The sequence below is a fragment of the Thermus brevis genome (assembly GCF_026427635.1).
In the GTDB taxonomy this organism is placed as follows: Bacteria; Deinococcota; Deinococci; order Deinococcales; family Thermaceae; genus Thermus; species Thermus antranikianii.
Map to the genome: position 1 here is coordinate 1,406,125 of NZ_CP102606.1, position 18,154 is coordinate 1,424,278.

Sequence of the window (18,154 nt, forward strand, 5' to 3'; positions counted from 1 at the left end):
CATGGGTGGCTAGGTCGGGGCTAAGCCAGCTTGATCCAGTCGGTGATGGCGTTGAAACGGCCGTCCTTCACGCTAGCCCGATAGAGCTTGGTGTAGGGAAGGCGGTGGTTCACAAACTGGTAGCTCCGCTGCAGGCCCAGGCCGTTATAGTCCCCTAGCTTCTCCAGATACTCCACCACCCCGGCCCGGGTGAGCTTGCCTGCTCCCGCCGCCCGGCGCATGGCTTCGGCCACAGCCAGGACCACCGCCAGGCTGCCCATGTAGTAGGTGGGACGGTAGGAGATGTCCCGGCCCTTCTTCTGGCGGAATTTCCGCATCTCGTCCACCGCAGGCACCAGGGTGTCGTACCAGTAGGCGTTGTGGTAGGTGACGGCGAAGCCTTCGGCAGCAGGGCCTGCCCGCTGGATAAGGGCTAGCTCTGCCGAGTAGTAGGTGCCCATGAACTGGGCCCTTAGGCCCTGCTCCCGTGCGGTGCGGAGGATCAGGGGTTCGGCGGAAAGGGCATAGCCCTGAAGGATCACGAAGTCGGGGTTGGCCCGGCGGAGGTTCAGGACCACGGGGGTGGCGTCGGTAAAGGCCGGGGGCGTCACCTCCTCGTGGACCACCTCCATGCCGAGGGCCTTGGCCCTTTCCTTGGCGTAGGGGATAGGGTCGCGCCCGAACTCGGTGTTGGAGTAGACCAAGGCGATCTTAGCCCGACCCTTTTGCAGGCGGATTTGCCTGAGAAGGGCCTCCATCATGTCGCTGTAGGTGGGACCGAAGACGAAGATGGTGGGGTAGGTCTTGGGGTCCGCCAGTTCGCTGGAGAAGCTGGTGGCGGAGTAGGGAAGGCCCATGCGGGCGACTTCCGGCGCCAAGGCCTTGGAAAGTCCGGTGGAGTCCCCGTACACAAAGAGGAGCTCGTCAGGACGCTCCCGGGATATCACACGGTTGAAGGCGGCGGTCCCCTTGGCCACGTCGTACCCCGTGTCCTCTATGATGAGCTCCAGCTTGCGGCCCCCTATGCCTCCTTGGACCTCGTTGACGTAGTCTACCCCGTCCACGAACCCCTCCCGGCCTGCGTTGCCGGCAAAGGCGAAGGGCCCCGTCAAGGGCAGAAGAGCGGCCAGCTTCACCGGCCTGGCCTGGGCGATAGCGATGTACGGCATGCCCAGGGCCGTCAACGTACCCACACCCAGCTTCCTCAAAAACTCCCTGCGCTTCATGTTGCGCCTCCTTTCCGGTTGTGCTCGGTGCAAAGATACCATGACCACCTTCCTTCGGCAAGTCCCGGAACCTTGCCCATAGCTAAACGGCTGGAAAAGCAGCCTGCTCCACCTTAGGGATGCCGGTGCCGTTCCCTGCCAACCGGTCGGTTGGTAGCATTTTACAGCCCTGAGGCTTCCCGTCAAGGGAGGGGGTGCCTTAAGGGGGCGGTGGCCTCCTTAGGGGGTGAAAGGCCGCTAGGTCCTAGGATGGGATCATGCGCTGGCATGCTGTTTACCGCCGCTTTGTCTTGGGCCGCCATTACCGGTTTGCCCGTGAGGCCCTTGTGCCCCATTTCTTTGATGCCCTCACCGCCTATGCCATGGAGCTTGCCCACCTGGGCCTTCCTCGAGCCGATACGGCGGTGACGGCTTTGCAGGAACTCCGTACCCTTCCTTTGCCCAGCTTTACGGGGGAGGTGGAGGATGTCTTCTTCTCCATTTACTCCCAACTTGCCGAGCACTGGGGGGAGGAGGTGGCGGGGGCCATACGCCGGGGGCTATCCCGAAACGACCTGGACCTCACGGCCTTTCGCGCTTACCTGAGGGACCGGGTGTTGGCTTTGCTGGGGGATTTTCTTCGCCTACGGGGGGCGGTACTCCAGGTTGCCGGGGCCCACGCCGGGGTACCCCTGGTCCTTCGCACCCACCATCGGCCCGCCCAGCCCTCCACCTTGGACCATTACCTCCTCGGGGTGGGGGCGCTTTTGGAGAGGGACTACCGCCGTTTGCAACAGGCTTTGGACACTCTGGATCGCTGCCCTTTGGGGGCCAGTGCCCTGGCGGGGAACCCCTATCCTGTGGACCGGCGGCGGCTCGCCGCCCTTTTGGGTTTTGCCGGACCGGTGGAGAACACCTTGGATGCCGTGGCCTCGGGGGATTATGCCCTGGAACTGGCCTCGGCCCTGGCGGGACTGGGTACCAGCCTCTCCCGCTTCCTCACCGACCTGCTGGCCCTGGCGGAGCGGGGGGCCTTCGTGGTAGGGGAGGGGTTGGCCCAGGGTTCCAGCTTCATGCCGCAGAAGCGAAATCCCGTGGTGCTGGAGCACGCCCGCATCTATGCGGGCCAGCTGGTGGGCGGAATGGGTACGCTGGCTTCCTTGAACCACAATACCCCCTTCACCGACTTGAACGACCACTCCACGGGGGTACTGGAGCCTTTGACGGCCCTGATGGAAAGCGCCGAGGCGGCGTTGGAGCTTACCCGGGTGGCCCTCGAGGAAAGCCACTTTGAGCCAGCTCTTCTCCTGGAGGAGCTCTCCCCGGAGGTCCTGGCCTCGGAGGCGGTGGACCTTTTGGTGCGCAAGGGGGTACCCCTTGCCGAGGCGTACCGGCGGGTACAGGGGGCTTTGCCGGGGGTTCGGCCCGAGCTCTTGGGGGTGGAACGGGAGGAACTCATCGCCTGGATGAGCCTCGAGGGCTTTTTCGCCCGCCGGGAGGTCCTGGGGGGTGTGGGGCCCAAGGCCCGGGCGGAGGCGATGGCCCGGGCCAGGAAGCGGCTTAAGGAAGACCGGAAGGCCTTAGCGGCCCTGAGGGCTCGGGTGCGCCTGGCCAGGCGCCTGTTGGCCAAAGGGCCTGAGGGTTTCCAGACGGAGGAAGGCGAGAAGGCTACGGATCAGCAGGGGCAGGTAGAAGGCCAGGAGGACCAGGAAGAGCCCCTGGGCTAGGAGGTGCAGGAGTAGGCTGTACAGGCCCTCGGCCAGGGCCCTGGTGGCCAGGGTGAAGGCCGCCATGGGGAAGACGAAGGCCCATAGCCCGGGCTGGAACCCTAACCGCACCCGATGGAGGAGAAGGTTTTCCAGAAAAAGGGCCATGGCCAGGACAAACCACCACCCACCCAGGCCCCAAAGGGCGATCCCGAACAGGTATAGGCCCTCGAGGCTTCCTGGGAACAAGCCCAGGGCCTTGGCGCCCTTAAGGAGGGAGAGGGGAGCGAGGATACCCACCCCCACCGGGGCCAAGCCGATGAAAAAGCTGGGGACCAGCTCGGGGGCCGGGCGTTCATGGGCGTAGAGTCGGGCCAGGAGGTTGGCCCCCACCCACAGGAAGAGGATGAGGCCAAGCCCCAGGAACATGAGCATCCAGTAGAACGCCTCCTTGGCCCAAGGGCCCATAAGGGGCAGGAGGGGGCCTCCCGCCAGGGGCACCACGATGGCGGACACTGGGGGGATGAACCAGGTGCCGTTGGCGGCCTCGAAGGGAAGGCGCATGCGGGTGAAGATCAAATAGCTGAGAAGGAGGCTCAGGAGGAGGACCAGGGGTGAGCCCACGGCGAAGAGGACCAGAGCGAGCTTCCCTTGCCCCAAAACCTCGTGGGTGGCCAGGCTGAAGAGCAAGAAGGCCAGGGGGAAGGTAGCGTAAAGCTGGGAAAGAAGGGGATGATGGAGCTCTTCCCAGACCCGGTCCCGGTGGCCGAAAAGCTTCGCCAGGAATATACCCAGGCTTGCGAGGAAGAGAAGGGCCACCACACCGTAATTCACCAGGGCCAGGGCCTCGAGGCCAAAGCGGTGGAGAACAAGGGCCACCCCGCTTCCCCCCATGACCATGGCGAACCAGGCGGGATGAAAGAAACGAACGCTCATACCCCCCATCATCAGATAGGGGTGGGGGGTATGTCAACGGGTGCGGAAGTATTCCACGGTGAGTCGGATGCCCTCCTGGAAACCCACCTCGGGCCGCCAGCCGTGGGCCATGAGCTTCAAGGGAGAGAGCACGCTTCTTTCCAGATCACCGGGACGCGGGGGGGCTGGGTTGACCTGCGGACTCCGACCGGCGGCCTCGGCCACCGCCAGGAGGACCTCCTGGGTGGTGTGCCCCTCCCCCGTTCCCACGTTGTAGATTCCCTCCAGACCCTTTAGGGCCAGGTTGTGGGCCCGCACCACGTCGGCCACATAGATGTAGTCCCGCACGCAGCCCTCATCCCCGGGGGTCCTTCTGGCGTAAAGGGTGACCGGTTCTCCCGTGAGGATCCTTTCCGAGAAAATGGCCACCACCCCGGCCTCCCCGTGGGGGTCCTGCCGGGGGCCGTACACGTTGCCGTAGCGCAGGGAGACCCACTTGAGCCCGTAGTTTTGCCCGTAAGCGGAGAGGTAGTGCTCAAAGGAGGCCTTGCTGGCGGCGTAGGGGCTTTTGGGTTTGGGGGGCCAGGTTTCCTCGGCCCGTTCCCCTTCGGGAACCTCCCCGTAGATGGCTCCCCCGGTGGAAGCGAAGACCATTTTCTCCGCCCCCCACTTTCGCATGGCCTCGAGGAGGTTCAAGCCGCCCAGGAGGTTCACCTCGAAGTCCAGGGTGGGGTTATCCACGCTTACCTTCACCGAGGCCTGGGCCGCCTGGTGGGAAACGTGGGTGGGGCGGAACTCCCTAAAGACTCTTTCCAGGCTTTCCTTGTCCCTGAGGTCCACCTTGTAGAAGTAGATGCCTTTGGGGACGTTTTCCCGTCTGCCCGTGGAGAGGTTGTCCAAGACCGCCACCTCCACACCCTCGCGCACCAGGCTTTCCGCAATATGGCTACCGATGAAACCCGCTCCGCCCGTTACCAATACGCGCATGCACATCCTCCCTATCCGCCCCGAGCGGGGCGGGGTAAACCGCCTCCATCCTATAAGGCCCTAGTCTAAGGATTAGCCGATTTTGACCTCGGGCTCGTTTCCAGGCCGCCACTTGATGGTGCAGCCGATGGCGGGAGCCTCCTTAAGGGGTGGCTCCTCTCCCCTGAGCAGGGCCTCGATGGCGGCCTCGAGGTCGTGGGTCTGGACCTGTTCGGGGAACTTGGGGTTATCGTTTACCCGGCCGTGGTAGCGGAGGAGGCGCCTTTCGTCGAAAAGGAAGACCTCGGGGGTGCGCAAGGCCTTGTAGGCCTTGGCCACCTCCTGGCTCTCATCCAGGAGGTAGGGGAAGAAGATGCCGTGCTCCTTGGCGAACTCCACCATCTTCTCCGGGGCGTCGTCGGGGTAGCGTTCGTAATCGTTGGCGTTGATGCCCACGAAGGCCACCCGGCCCCGGTACTTCTCCGCCAGGCTCACGATCTCCTGGATGGAGCCCTTCACGTAGGGGCAGTGGTTGCACATAAAGATCGCGGCCAAGAGGGGTTCCTGGAACTGGGAAAGCCGGTACCGTCCTCCCCGTGGGTCGGGAAGCTCGGCGTCGATTAAAGGGCTTCCTAGGGGTAGCTCCGGGTACTGCAGCATGGCGCCATCTTACCGCAGGGCCCAGGCGGGGGACAATAAGTCCCCGGCGCTCCAGGTATCATGCCCCCATGCGGGGGCTTACCTCACAGGAGGCGCAAAAACGCTTCGTAGAATACGGCCCCAACGCCCTTCCGGAAAAACCCTCTGAACCCCTTTGGCAACGGTTCCTACGCCAGTTTCAAAGCCCTCTCATCTACATCCTCCTCTTTGCCTTGGCGGCGGACCTGGGCCTTTGGTTCTATGAGGGAGCCCATGGGCTTCCCTTGGAGGCCTTGGCCATTCTGGCCATCCTGATCCTCAACGCTACCCTGGGTACCCTGCAGGAGAAGCGCTCCGAGGAGGCCCTTAGGCGTCTTAAAGCCCTGGCAGAGCCCATGGCCTGGGTCCTCCGAGATGGTCGCTTCCAGCACCTCCCCAGCCGGGAGATCGTACCGGGGGATGTGGTGCGCCTAGAGGCGGGGGACCGCATACCGGCAGATGGCGTCCTCCTGGAGGCCAGCGGGGTCTTGGTGGACGAAAGCCTCCTCACCGGGGAAAGCGTTCCGGTGGAGAAGAGCGTAGGGGACGAGGTCTTTTCCGGCACCCTGTTGGTGCGGGGAAGGGCCCTAATGGAGGTAAGCCGTACCGGCCTAAGGAGCGCCATGGGCCGCATCGCCGGGCTCTTGGTGGGGATCCGGGAGGAGAAGACTCCCCTGGAGCGGCGCCTCGAGGCCTTTGGCCATAGGGTGGCCCGCTGGGTGATGGGGCTTGCCGCAGCCCTAGTGGTATTGGGTTTTCTGGCGGAGGGCTTTTCCGCCCAGGTCCTTCTCTTCGCCGTGGCCCTGGCGGTGGCGGCGGTGCCCGAGGGGCTTCCTGCCGTGCTCACCCTGGCCTTGGCCCTGGGGGTGGAGCGCATGGCCCGCCGCAAGGCGGTGGTTCGGCGCCTTTCGGCGGTGGAGGCCTTGGGGAGCGTTACCGTTATCGCCACCGACAAGACGGGTACCCTCACGGAAAACCGCATGGAGGTGCAAAAGGTGGTGGGGCCGGACCCCCAAAGGGCCCTTCTCGCCATGGTCCTCTGCAACGATGCGGACCTGGAAACCGGCGCAGGGGACCCCTTGGAGCTCGGTCTTTTGCGCTATGCGGCCCGGCACCTGGACGTGAAGCAAGTGCGCCAGGAACACCCCAGGCTCTCTGAAAGGCCCTTTGACAGTGCCTGGAAGTACATGCGGGTCACCACACCCGAGGGAAGCTTCCTCAAAGGGGCTCCCGAGGCCCTTATCCCCCGCCTTGCCCTAAGCCCAGCTGACAAAACTTCCCTTTTGGAACAGGCAGAGGCCTATGCAGAGGAGGGCTTCCGGGTCCTAGCCCTAGCCCATGGCGAGGGGGAGCGGGAAGAGGAGCTAGGTTTTTTGGGCTTCGTCCTCCTCCTGGATCCTCCCCGCCCGGAGGTGCCGGAGGCGGTGGCCCAGGTTTTGAAGGCGGGGGTTAGGGTGGTGATGGTCACGGGGGATCACCCGGCCACTGCCTTGGCTATCGCCCGTAAGGTGGGCATTCCTGCCGAGGTGGTGGCCACCGGGGAGGAGATCAGGGAGCTTTCCGACGAGGAGCTTCTGGAGGTGGATGTCATCGCCCGGGTTAAGCCCGAGGACAAGCTGCGCATCGTTGAGGCATTCCAAAAAGTGGGCGAGGTGGTGGCCATGACCGGGGACGGGGTGAACGATGCCCCGGCCCTCAAGCGGGCGGACGTGGGGGTGGCCATGGGCCAACGGGGCTCGGATGTCTCCCGGGAGGTGGCGGACCTGGTTCTCATGGATGATAACTTCGCCACCATCGTGGCGGCCATTGAAGAGGGGCGGAGCATCTACGAGAACATCCAGAAGTTCATCCGCTTCCTCTTCTCCACCAACCTCTCTGAGGTCTTGGTGGTGGCCTTGGGTATGGTGTTTGCCGCCCTCCTCAACCTCAGGGACGAGGCTGGGCACCTGCTTCTTCCCCTCACCGCGGTGCAGATTCTCTGGATCAACCTGGTGACCGATGGCCTTCCCGCCCTTGCCTTGGCCCTGGACCGTAATCCCGGGGTATTGGAGCGGCCGCCCAGGCCCAAGGACAGCCCCCTTTTGGACGCCCCCTCATTGCGGTTCATCCTCCTCACGGGAACCATCAAGGCCGCCTTTGCCTTGTTGCTCTTGGCCCTTCTGCCGGGATGGGGACGGATCCAAGCCGCTTTAAGTGCCACCGAGGTGGCGCGTACCGCCACCTTCCACTTCATGACCCTGGGCCAGCTCTTCTTCGCTTACGCTGCTCGGCACACCCACCTGATGCCCCTGCCCAACCCGTATTTGCACGGGGCTGTGGCTTTGGGCATCGCCATTCAGCTCCTGCTGGGCACCCTGGCCCCGGGAGTCTTGGAAGCTGTTCCGGTGCCCGCATGGATCTGGGGACTGGCCTTGGGTATGGCTCTCCTTGCCTGGCTCATGGCTGAAGGAATAGACCGGTTAGTATGGCGGAAGGAGGTTAAGAGATGAAGGCCAAGGACGCCATGACCAGCCCAGTGGTGAGTGTGCTTCCGGATACCTCCCTGGCGGAGGTGGCCCGGCTGATGTTGGGAAAAGGAATCGGGAGCGTGCTGGTGGTGGACAAAGAGGGCCGCTTGATGGGCATTGTGACGGAAAGCGATTTCCTCAAGGAACGGGGTGTGCCCTTTTCCACCTTTCGGGCGCCCATGCTCCTAGGTCGCTTCTTGGGTTCCGATGGCTTGGAAGCAATTCTGGCGGAGGCTAGGAGTACCCGGGTAGAGGAGATCATGAGCAGCCCCGTGCACGCCGTGGGGCCGGAGGAACCGCTTCCCCGCGTCTTGGAGCTCATGCTGGCCTACGACATCAACCACGTTCCCGTGGTGGATGGGGAGGGTAAGCCCCTGGGCATCATCACCCGGTTTGACCTGCTCCGCCTACTCCAGTCCCAGCTATGACCTGGCTGGCCTTCTTGGCGGTGGCCTTGGTCATCCTCCTGGCTGGGCGGCAGGTGGCCTTTTACGGGGAGGTGCTATTGGAAAAGACCGGACTCGGCCGCACCTTTATGGGGCTTTTCCTGGTGGGTATCACCACCAGCCTCCCCGAACTCTTCAACGTCACCAGCGCTGCCCTTCAGGGCCTCCCCGATATCGCCGTGGGGAACCTCCTTGGGGCCAGCATGGTCAACTTTCTTCTGCTCACGGTGCTGGATGCCGTCCATCCCCGTCCCCTCACCGCCCGGGCCAGCCAGGGACATGCCTTGAGCCTGGGACTCGTGGTCCTCCTTTTAGCGGTGGCGGGGCTTGGCCTTTTGGCAGAGCGGAGCCTGGAACGAGTCGGATGGTTTGCCCTGGGGCTTTTTCCCCTGTATCTTTTCGCCCTGTGGCTTTCCTTTCGCTACGCCAGGCGTTTCCCCCACGATGAGGTCCTCGAGGAGGAGGCCTACGCCCATATCCCTTTGAGAACAGCCTTGGGGCGCTACCTCCTGGGGGCGGGGGTTTTGGTGGGGGCGGCGGTTTTGCTTCCGGATTTGGCCGAGGCCCTGGCCCGGGAAACAGGGCTGGGCCAGGCCTGGGTGGGCACCTTCCTGGTGGGGTTGGTCACCACCTTGCCTGAGGCCACGGTGACCCTGGCGGCTGCCCGCCTGGGGGCGGTGGACTTGGCCTTGGGCAACGTGCTGGGGAGCGTGATGTTTAACACCTTTCTGCTCTCCTATGCGGATGTTCTAGCCCCTGGCCTCCTGCTGATCCAGGTGGGGGGAAGCCATCTGCTCAGCGTCCTGGTGCTTTTGGGTATGGCAGGGACGGTGCTCACCGGGCTCATGTACCAGAGCCTGAGAAAGCTATGGGTCCTGGCCTACGATTCCTGGGCCATCGTGGCCCTTTACTTGCTGGCGGCTTCGCTTCCGCTGGTGCGGTAGGGGACTACCAGGACCGGTTTGGAGCTTCTGCGGACCACCTCCTGGGTCACGCTACCCAAAAGCACGGCATCCAACCCCGTCCGTCCGTGGGTGGCCATCACCAAAAGATCGTGCTTTCCCGCCTCCTTAAGGATGACCTCCGCCGCCCGCCCCTCGAGGAGATGGGCCTCAAATCCCACCCCGAGCTCCTCCGCCATGCGGGTGGCCCGGTCCAAGGCGGCCATGCCCTCTTTCCGCATGTCCTCCACCAGGGCCTGGTAGTAGGGAAGGGTTTCCGGGCCCAGGAAAAGCCTGGGCCCTACGGGCTCCAGCACGTAGAGAAAGGCCACCCGGGCCCCCAGGGCCTTGGCCAGGCGGAGCCCCTCCTTTACCCCAGCTTCGGCGGCCGGGCTTCCGTCTGTGGGAAGAAGAAGGCTTCGGTACATGATTCACCCCTCGATGACCACGGGAAGGATCATGGGATCCCGGCCCGTGGCCTTCTTCAGGAACTTTTTCACCGGGAAGTAGATGTCGTCCCGGATGCGTTCCAGGGTCTTCTTTTCCCGCACCCCGTTTTGCAGGGCCTCGAGGGCCATGCGCTTCACCTCGCCCAAAAGCCGCTCCCCGGCCTTGACAAACCCCCGGGACACCACCTCCACCACCGGGTCCTGGCTCGCTAAGGCGGTGATGACCACGATTCCCTCCTCGGCCATGTGCTGGCGGTCGGCCAGGATTTCCTCGGTGATGTCCCCGACCCCCAGGCCGTCCACATAGAGGACCCCGGAGGGCACCTGGCCCACCTTCTCAAAGGTGTCCCGGGTTAGGCGGTAAATGGCCCCGTTCTCCCCGATAAGGGTTTTCTCCGGGGGACGGCTCATGGACTCCGCCAGCCACTTGAAGTTGGTCTGATGGCGCACCTCCCCGTGCCAGGGGAGGAAGAAACGGGGGGTGGTGAGGTTCAGGATGAGCTTGAGCTCCTCTTGGGAGGCGTGCCCCGAGGCGTGAACCTTGTAGGTAGGGGGGTAGAGGACGTAAGCCCCAAGGGCGTAGAGCCGGTTGATGACCCGGTTCACCGCCTCCTCGTTGCCGGGGATGGGGCTACTGGAAAGGATCACCGTGTCCCCGGGCTTGATGGCCATCTTGGCGTGGCCTTCAAAGGCCAGGCGGTGGAGGACGGACATGGGCTGCCCCTGGCTTCCCGTGGCCAGGATCAGCACCTGGTGGTCGGGGAGGTCCTTGACCTCCTCCAGGGTGTAGAGGCGGTCCTTCACCTTGAGGTAGCCGAGCTCCATGGCGATGCGGCTGAACCGCACCATGCTCCGCCCCTCCATGGCCACCTTGCGCCCGTACTTCTCCGCCGCCCAGATCACCGCCTGGATGCGGTGGATGTGGCTGGCGAAGGTGGTGACGAAGACCCTGCCCGGGGCCCGGCCGATGACCCGGTCCAGTTCCTTGGCGATCTCCATCTCGCTCGGGGTGTAGCCGGGGCGCTCGGAGTTGGTGGAATCGGCGATGAGGAGCAAGACCCCTTCCGCCCCCGCCTGGGCCACCTTGGCCAGGTGGGAAAGTTTACCGTCTATGGGGGTGGCGTCCAGCTTGAAGTCCCCGGTGTGCACGATGGTGCCGACGGGGGTGCGGATGACCAGACCGGAGTTATCGGGGATGGAGTGGGTCATGCGGAAGAGGTCCAGGGTGAAGTAGCGCCCCACGCTGATGCGGTCGTCGGGGGAGATCTCCTTGAGGTTGAAGCTCCCCGGCCTCAAACCGAACTCCTCCAGCTTCCCCTTAAGGAGGCCCAGGGTGAGCTTGGCCCCGTAGATGGGCACCTGGCTTTCCTTCCCGAAGACCATGGGGAGGATGAAGGGAAGCCCCCCGATGTGGTCCTCGTGCCCGTGGGTCAGGATCCACGCCTTGATGAGGTGCCGGTTTTCGATGAGGTAGTCCACCCGGGGGATGAGAAGGTCCACCCCGGGCATGGCCTCGTCGGGGAAGGCAAGCCCCCCGTCCAGCACGAAAATCTCGTCCCGGAAGCGGAAGACGGTGATGTTCTTGCCGATCTCCCCCATCCCCCCTAGGGGAATGATCTCCACGTAGTCCTTACCCTCTCCAAGGCCTGGGGGAGCGGCGTCCGATGGCCTTCTGCGCCGTCTTTTCCTTGGCTTGCGTTCCTGGTTTTCCATAAACCTCCCATCTTCCCGGCCTGGCCGGGATCTAGCCCTAAGGAAAACCCTCCAGGGCTAGCTGCGCCGCCTGGGGGGGATCTTGCCCTCCAGCTCGGGCCGGATCAGGTCGATCTTGCCCCGCTCGTCGATGCGGTGCACCTTGACCTTGATCACGTCCCCCACCTTCAAGTGGTCCTCCACCCGCTCCACCCGGCCGGGGGCGATCTGGCTGATGTGAAGGAGCCCTTCGGTGCCGGGGAACAGGCTCACGAAGGCCCCAAAGGGGGTGATCTTGGTGACGGTGCCCTCGTAGATCTCGCCCACCTTGGCCTCCATGGTGAGCTCCTCTATGCGCTTCTTGGCCTTCTGGGCCGCCTCCATGTCGCTGGAGTAGATGCGCACTGTCCCGTCCTCCTCGATGTCCACCTCCACCCCAAGCTCCTCGAGGGCCCGCACGTTCTTCCCCCCGGGCCCGATGACGAGGCCGATCTTCTCCACCGGGACCTTCAGGGAGAGGATGCGGGGAGCGAAGGGTTTGAGCTCGGGGCGCGGGGCGGGAAGGACGCTTTCCATGAGGTCCAGGATCTTCATGCGGGCCTCACGGGCCTGCATGAGGGCTTCCTTCAGCACCTCCCGGGGAAGCCCACCCACCTTGTTGTCCATCTGCAAGGCGGTGACCCCTCTTCGGGTTCCCGCCACCTTGAAGTCCATGTCCCCCAGGGCATCCTCCAGTCCCAGGATGTCGGTGAGGATCACCGCCCGCTCCCCCTCCCACACCAGACCCATGGCCACCCCGGCCACCGGGGCCTTGAGGGGAACACCCGCGTCCATCAGGGCCAGGCATCCCGCACAGACCGTGGCCATGGAGCTACTGCCGTTGGACTCCAGGACATCCCCCACCACCCGGATGGTGTAGGGGAAAGCCTCCTCGGGAGGCAGGACCGCCTTCAGGGCCCGCTTGGCCAGGTTTCCGTGGCCTATCTCCCGGCGGGAAACCCCCCTCAGGCGCTTGACCTCCCCGGTGGAGAAGGGGGGAAAGTTGTAGTGCACCAGGAACTTTTCCGTTTCGTCAATCCCCAGGTCGTCGATGATCTGCTCGTCCCGTCCCGTGCCCAGGGTGACGGTGCCCAGCACCTGGGTCTCCCCCCGGGTGAAGACGGCGGAGCCGTGGGTGCGGGGCAGGACGTCCACCTCGATCCAGATGGGCCGGAGGTCCTTGGGGGTGCGGCCATCCGCCCGCTTGCCTTCCTCCAGCACGAGGCGCCTGAGCTCTTTGCGCACCACCTCGTCAAAGGCGCTTTCGTAGAGAGGTTTCTTGCTCTCGTCCGGGGTGCCGTCCTCCAACTTGGGCAGAGCCTCGGCCACCAGGGCCTCGGCAAAGGCCTCGAGGGCCCGGCTCCTCTCCCCCTTGCTGGCGGTTTGGAGCACGGCGGAAAGCCCCCGTTCCACGGCCAAGCGGTAGAAGGCTTCCTTCTCCTCCTCGCTGAGGGCCTCCGGTGGGGTCCAGGCCATCTTGGGCTTGCCCAGGGCCCGGGCCATCTCCTCCTGCAGGTCCAGGATGGGCTGCATCTCCCGGTGGGCGAACTCCAGGGCCTGGACCAGGGTTTCCTCATCTACCTCCTGGGCCCCGGCCTCCACCATGAGGATGGCGTCCCGGCTTCCCGCCACCACCAGGTCCAGGGCGCTTTCCTCCAGCTCCTGCAGGGTGGGGTTCAGGACGAACTGCCCCCCAATGAGGCCCACCCGCACCGCGGCCACGGGGCCTTCCCAGGGAATGTCCGAGAGCATAAGGGCGGCGCTGGCCGCCGTGGGCCCCAGGATGTCCGGGGGGTTCTTCTGGTCGGCGGAGAGCACGGTGACGATCACCTGGACCTCGTGCCGGAACCCCTTGGGGAAGAGGGGACGGATGGGTCGGTCCGTCATGCGGGCGGAGAGGATGGCCTTTTCCCCGGGCCGCCCTTCCCGGCGCATGAAGCTTCCCGGGATCTTGCCCACGGCATAGTGCCGCTCCTCAAACTCCACGGTGAGGGGAAGGAAGTCCGCTTCTATGGGCTCCTCGGAGGCCTGGGCGGTGGCCAGGACCACGGTGTCGCCGTAGCGCACCAGGACCGAGCCCGAGGCCTGTTTGGCGTATTTCCCTGCCTCCAACACCAGGGGGCGGCCAGCCACCTGGGTTTCGTACCTATGGGCCTGTGGGGTGTTGGGTGTGGCTTCCGGCATAGTTTCCTCAAGCGAAAGGCGGAGCCCTAAGGCCCCGCCCCCGACCTGGTTACCAGTTTACTTCCTAAGGCCCAGTTTCTCAACCAGGGCCTGGTAGCGCTCGGGGTCTTCCCGCTCCAGGTAGCGGAGAAGCCTGCGCCTTTGCCCCACCAGCATGAGAAGGCCGCGGTGGGAATGGTGGTCGTGCTTGTGGACCTTGAGGTGCTCGGAAAGCCGGTTGATGCGCAAGGTGAGTAAAGCCACCTGCACCTCGGTGCTCCCCGTATCCCCGGGGAAGCGGGCGAACTCCTGTATGACCTTTTGCTTTTCCTCTTTGCTGATGGGCATCTCTACCTCCGTCAGGGGGGAAGACGCTTTTGGCCCCTTCCTCCTCGAGGCCCCAAAGGACCTCTACCAGGTTAGGGCCTGGCCCTCCTTCCGTCAAGCAGGAAAAGCAGGAGAGCCAAAAGGGCCAGACCCGCCCCCACGCCGAAGGCCAGCTCAGGCCCATAACTTTGCCAGAGAAAACCGAAGATCAAGCTGGCCGGAAGGAGCAGAATCCCCACCACCGTGTGGTAGAGGCCGATGGCGGTGGCCTTGGCTTCCTGGGGTATGAGGGTGGCCAGGTAGGCCCGGCTTGCCCCTTCAAAGGCCGCCGAGTACAGGGCGTAAAGAAGCAGAAGGGCCACGCCCCAAAACGCCGTCTCAGCCCAGGCGAAACCCAGGTAGACCGTGGCGTAAAGGGCAAATCCCAAGGCCACCACCCGCCTCAACCCCACCCGGTCTGCAAGCCCACCCAGAGGGTAGGACAAAAGGGCATAGAGGAAGTTGTAGCCGGTGTAGGCCAGGGTGACTTGCTCCTGCAGGAGGCCTAGGTCCTTGAGCCGAAGGAGAAGGAAGGCATTGGAGGAAAGGGCCAGGGCAAAGATGCTGGAAACAAGGAGGAAGCGCCGGTAGGCGGTCGGTAGGGTCCTTAGGTAGCCTGGCGGAAGGGGTGGAAGGGAGTCCGTGGCTACCTTTACGCTCCTGGCTTCCCGGATCCAAAGGAGCGTGAGCACGGCCAGGAAGGCGGGAATGGCGGAAAGCCAAAACACGCCCCGCACCCCCACGTGGGGCAGGAGAAGGAAGGCCAGAAAGGGCCCCACGGTGGCCCCCAGGGTGTCCAGGCCCCGGTGAAGGCCGTAGGCCCGTCCCAGGGCGCTTTTGTCCACGCTTTCCGCCAGAAGGGCATCCCGGGGTGCGGTGCGCAGGCCTTTGCCAAGCCGGTCCAGGAAGCGGTAGAGGAGGACGTGCCAGGGGCTCGAGGCCAAGGCCAGGATGGGTCTTAAGAGGGCGGGAAGGCCATAGCCCGCAAGCAGGAGAGGCTTCCTGCGGCCTAACCGATCCGAGATCCTTCCCCCCACCACCTTGAAGAGGCTGGCGGTGGCCTCGGCCACTCCCTCCACCAAACCGATGGCCCCGGCCCCTGCGCCTAGGGTGGTCAGAAAGAGGGGCAAGAGCGGGTAGACCATCTCGCTGGCCACATCCATCAGGAAGCTGACCAGCCCCAAGAGGTAAACCAAGGGAGGAAGTTTCATGGGCGGTGGCGAATGTATAGCCAGAGCAAGAAAGGCTCAGGCAGAACCATGATGAGGGAAAGGGGGTCCAGGGGAGCGGGGGAGAGGAGGGCAGGACCCAACGGGGTAAAAAAGGGCAAGGGCAGGGTGCGGGTGACCAGGAAAAGAAGAAGGAAAACCCCGGAAAGCCCCACCCCAACCTTCCATACCAGGGAGGCGAAGGAAGGGTCCCTATCCGGGTACATGAAGCGTAGGACCCAAAGGGCTAGGGCATAGGTTACCTTCAAGGCCAGGAGGACCAGGAAGAGCTGGCCGTAAAGGTAGTACTCGTTTACCAGGCCATACATGACGGCCTCGGCTTCGGATATCCCCAGGGCGCTTCCGCAAAGCCCCTGGCCCAGCTTATCCCCCAAGCCCAGTCCCAGAAACTGCAGGAAGAAGGGAAGGAGGGAGAGGCCCACCACCCAAGGGAGGCTCCGGCCAGGGATAAAACCCACGTCCATAGCCTTTTCCTTTATGGGAAAAAGGTCAAGGGCCAGGGATTGCCTGGCCCTTGACCCCAATCAGGTTCTACCAGAGCCGCATCCCTGGCACCGGGTTCAGGTTGCTGAAGAGCTGCACCAGGGTGGGGCCGTAGGCCAGAAGCACCAGGATCACCGCCACCAGGAACCAGAAGCCGATGCGGTCCATGGCCTGGACCAAAGGACGGTCCTCGGGGCCAGAGATGACCTCGGCGAAGGGCACCGGGGCCTCGGCCAGCTCTGCCCTACGCTCCCGGCCCAGAAGAACGCTGAAGAGGCCGTAGATGAAAAGGAGGAGGGCCACCAGCAGGATGATGCCCGCCAGGATGGTAAAGACCATGGGCAGGGCGGCATGGGTGTACGCGTCTGGTACCTGGGAGATGTAAGCCCGCCTGGGCACGTTCAAGAGGCCTTGCCAGTGAAGCCCCAGGGCCATGAGCATCATGCCGATGAACCAAAGCCAGACCACCGCCAGGCCGAGCCGCCTTTGCCCGTCGGAGATGGGCTTACCCGTGAGGTTAGGGATGAGCCACCATAAGGAGCCCATGCCGGTGAGGGTCACCAGGCTGGCCACCTGGAGGTGGAAGTGCCCGGGAATCCAAACCGTATTGTGGACCACGTAGTCCAGGGTGAAGCTGGCATTCACGATACCCCCGGCTCCCCCGGGGATGAAGCCAAGGAGGCCCAGCACCGGGGCTACGAAGGCAGGGTTATCCCAGGGCAGGACCTTGATCCAGCCGAAGAGACCCTTACCCCCCCGCATCCTTCCCGCAAACTCCAGGCTGGCCGCGATGGTAAAGGCGGTCATCAGGCTGGGAACGGCCACGAACATGGTGAGGACGGAGTGGATCATCTTCCAGGTGGGGTCGATGCCGGGGTCGGCGAACTGGTGGTGGAACCCCACCGGGGTGGAGAGGAGGAGAAAGAGCAGGAAGGCCAGGCGGGCCATGGGGTCGGAGACCAGCTTGCCTCCCGCCTGCTTGGGAAGTACAGTGTAGATGATCGCGTAAGCGGGGAGGAGCCAGAAGTAGACGATGGGGTGACCCGTCCACCAGAAGAGGGTGCGGGCGATCAAGGGGTCCACCCCCTTGATGAGGCCAAAGGACCAGGGCAGGAGGAAAAGCACCGCCTCCAGCACCAGGCCGATGGAGGCGATGAACCACATGAGCCAGAAGACCAGCGCCATGTAGGTGGCCAGGGGGGTCACTTTGCCCGGGTTTTGGGCCTTCCAGCGCCGCCAGAGGTCCAAGACGATATAGATGCTAACCCAGGTGGAGAGGACAAAGATGCTGGCCCCGAGATAGAAGGCCCAGTGTCCTTTGAGGGGTGGGTAGAAGGTATAGAGGACCGTGGCTTCGTTGGCCAGAAGCGGCAGGGCTGCCATCACGAGCCCAATAAAGGCCATCCACCAGGAAAGCCACATGAGGCCCATGTTGGGCCGCAGGTTCAGCTCCCTGGCGGGCAGGTAGACCATGCTGGCTTGGGCGAAGAGCTGGGTGAAGACGATGGCGTTCAGCACCCCGTGCAGGGTGAGCCCCTGGTAGTAGGACTGCACGAAGGGGAGGAGGCGCTTAAGAAGAGGATAGGCATCCACATTCCCGTAGTTCAGGGCCTGGAAGGGGCCAAAGAGGCTTCCGATGATGAGGGCGACGAAGCCCAGGACCAGGAAGTAAAGGGTGGCCTTCTTCTCCGGATAGGCTTCGTAGACCCGGCCAATGTCCGACATCCGCACCGCCATAGCTCACTCCTTTACCACAATCTTGCCGAACATGTTCTGGTGGCCTATGCCGCAGTACTGGTTGCAGATGATCCGGTATTCCCCGGCCTTTTTGAAGGTGTACCGCACGGTGGACACCTCCCCGGGGAGCACCTCCACGTTGATGTCGGTGCCCTCCACGTGGAAACCGTGAATGACGTCGGAGCTGGTTATTTTGAAGATGATTTCAGCTCCCTTAGGCACTTCTATGGGGTTGGGCTGATAGCCGAAGGCGAAGGCCAGGGCATAAACCGTGTACTGGTTGGGGCCGGTCTGCACCACTGCTTGAGCGGGATCGGCCCAGGGGCCTTCCGTGCGCACCTTCGTGGGGTCAACATGCTCCAGCTTGCCCGCAGGGATAACCCCGGCGCTGTGGGTGGCCAGGGTGTAGGCGATGAGGGCGATGAAAACCACCAGCATGACCAAGGAGAAGGCCAGCCAACCCTTCTCGTAAGCCAGAATCGCTTTGTGGGCCTTGTGCTCGTCCACCATACCCTACCCCCTGGAGAAGAAGATGGCGTATACCCCCAGCCAGAAGACGAGGATGGTGAGGGTAAGAACCACTATCACTCCCATTGCGCCGACCGGTTTTTCCTCCATACCCTTCCTCCCTTACGGCAGGTTGCCGTATACGG

At 63.9% G+C, this 18,154-nt stretch carries 16 protein-coding genes and 1 pseudogene; 4 read left to right on the top strand and 13 right to left on the bottom strand.

The window, feature by feature from the left end; translation table 11 throughout:
* Positions 1-20 precede the first annotated feature (20 nt).
* Entirely contained in the window at positions 21-1,205 is a 1,185-nt protein-coding gene (locus tag KQ693_RS07750) for an ABC transporter substrate-binding protein (protein ID WP_267260834.1), read from the bottom strand.
* A gap of 257 nt (positions 1,206-1,462) precedes the next feature.
* Here KQ693_RS07750 and KQ693_RS07755 point away from each other — a divergent pair, with 257 nt between their 5' ends.
* Positions 1,463-2,911 carry a lyase family protein gene (locus KQ693_RS07755; RefSeq protein ID WP_267260835.1) on the top strand — a complete coding sequence of 483 codons (1,449 nt, stop codon included), beginning with the start codon at positions 1,463-1,465 and terminating at the stop codon, positions 2,909-2,911.
* Between the two features lie 3 nt (positions 2,912-2,914).
* Here the strand turns inward: KQ693_RS07755 and KQ693_RS07760 are convergent.
* From KQ693_RS07760 to KQ693_RS07770, 3 genes and pseudogenes are all read right to left on the bottom strand, one after another.
* A pseudogene (locus KQ693_RS07760) lies at positions 2,915-3,838 on the bottom strand (SLAC1 family transporter); the annotation flags it as partial.
* A 21-nt stretch (positions 3,839-3,859) separates the two neighbouring features.
* Complete coding sequence (locus tag KQ693_RS07765; protein WP_267260836.1) at positions 3,860-4,792, bottom strand: NAD-dependent epimerase/dehydratase family protein; 933 nt, start codon at positions 4,790-4,792, stop codon at positions 3,860-3,862.
* Positions 4,793-4,864: 72 nt separating this feature from the next.
* Entirely contained in the window at positions 4,865-5,431 is a 567-nt protein-coding gene (locus tag KQ693_RS07770; protein WP_267260837.1) for a thioredoxin family protein, read from the bottom strand.
* A 68-nt stretch (positions 5,432-5,499) separates the two neighbouring features.
* Between KQ693_RS07770 and KQ693_RS07775 the strand changes: the two genes are divergently transcribed.
* The 3 genes from KQ693_RS07775 to KQ693_RS07785 are packed head-to-tail and all read left to right on the top strand — an operon-like array spanning position 5,500 to position 9,346.
* On the top strand, positions 5,500-7,938 hold the full coding sequence (locus KQ693_RS07775; protein ID WP_267260838.1) for a cation-translocating P-type ATPase: 2,439 nt from the start codon (positions 5,500-5,502) through the stop codon (positions 7,936-7,938).
* Complete coding sequence (locus KQ693_RS07780) at positions 7,935-8,384, top strand: CBS domain-containing protein (RefSeq protein WP_219758767.1); 450 nt, start codon at positions 7,935-7,937, stop codon at positions 8,382-8,384. The genes KQ693_RS07775 and KQ693_RS07780 overlap by 4 nt, the downstream gene beginning before the upstream one ends.
* Positions 8,381-9,346: a sodium:calcium antiporter gene (locus KQ693_RS07785; protein WP_267260839.1), complete on the top strand. Its 966-nt coding sequence runs from the start codon at positions 8,381-8,383 to the stop codon at positions 9,344-9,346. The genes KQ693_RS07780 and KQ693_RS07785 overlap by 4 nt, the downstream gene beginning before the upstream one ends.
* Here the strand turns inward: KQ693_RS07785 and KQ693_RS07790 are convergent.
* The 9 genes from KQ693_RS07790 to KQ693_RS07830 all read right to left on the bottom strand — a co-directional run bounded on the left by KQ693_RS07790 (position 9,310) and on the right by KQ693_RS07830 (position 18,119).
* On the bottom strand, positions 9,310-9,771 hold the full coding sequence (locus KQ693_RS07790) for a universal stress protein (RefSeq protein WP_267260840.1): 462 nt from the start codon (positions 9,769-9,771) through the stop codon (positions 9,310-9,312). The genes KQ693_RS07785 and KQ693_RS07790 overlap by 37 nt on opposite strands.
* A gap of 3 nt (positions 9,772-9,774) precedes the next feature.
* Entirely contained in the window at positions 9,775-11,505 is a 1,731-nt protein-coding gene (locus KQ693_RS07795) for a ribonuclease J (RefSeq protein ID WP_267260841.1), read from the bottom strand.
* Between the two features lie 57 nt (positions 11,506-11,562).
* Positions 11,563-13,707, bottom strand: coding sequence for a polyribonucleotide nucleotidyltransferase (gene pnp / locus KQ693_RS07800; RefSeq protein WP_267260842.1), 2,145 nt, complete (start codon positions 13,705-13,707; stop codon positions 11,563-11,565).
* Between the two features lie 57 nt (positions 13,708-13,764).
* Positions 13,765-14,034, bottom strand: a complete 270-nt coding sequence (gene rpsO / locus KQ693_RS07805) for a 30S ribosomal protein S15 (RefSeq protein WP_028493281.1) — start codon at positions 14,032-14,034, stop codon at positions 13,765-13,767.
* A gap of 71 nt (positions 14,035-14,105) precedes the next feature.
* Positions 14,106-15,263, bottom strand: coding sequence for an MFS transporter (locus KQ693_RS07810; RefSeq protein ID WP_267260843.1), 1,158 nt, complete (start codon positions 15,261-15,263; stop codon positions 14,106-14,108).
* The gene (locus tag KQ693_RS07815; protein ID WP_219758773.1) at positions 15,260-15,745 is read right to left on the bottom strand and encodes a hypothetical protein; all 486 of its coding nucleotides are present in this window, start codon (positions 15,743-15,745) and stop codon (positions 15,260-15,262) included. The genes KQ693_RS07810 and KQ693_RS07815 overlap by 4 nt, the downstream gene beginning before the upstream one ends.
* A gap of 67 nt (positions 15,746-15,812) precedes the next feature.
* Entirely contained in the window at positions 15,813-17,501 is a 1,689-nt protein-coding gene (locus KQ693_RS07820; RefSeq protein WP_267260844.1) for a b(o/a)3-type cytochrome-c oxidase subunit 1, read from the bottom strand.
* A gap of 3 nt (positions 17,502-17,504) precedes the next feature.
* Positions 17,505-18,011: a cupredoxin domain-containing protein gene (locus KQ693_RS07825; RefSeq protein ID WP_267260845.1), complete on the bottom strand. Its 507-nt coding sequence runs from the start codon at positions 18,009-18,011 to the stop codon at positions 17,505-17,507.
* Positions 18,012-18,014: 3 nt separating this feature from the next.
* Positions 18,015-18,119: a cytochrome c oxidase subunit 2A gene (locus tag KQ693_RS07830; RefSeq protein ID WP_219758776.1), complete on the bottom strand. Its 105-nt coding sequence runs from the start codon at positions 18,117-18,119 to the stop codon at positions 18,015-18,017.
* Between the last annotated feature and the right edge of the window lie 35 nt (positions 18,120-18,154).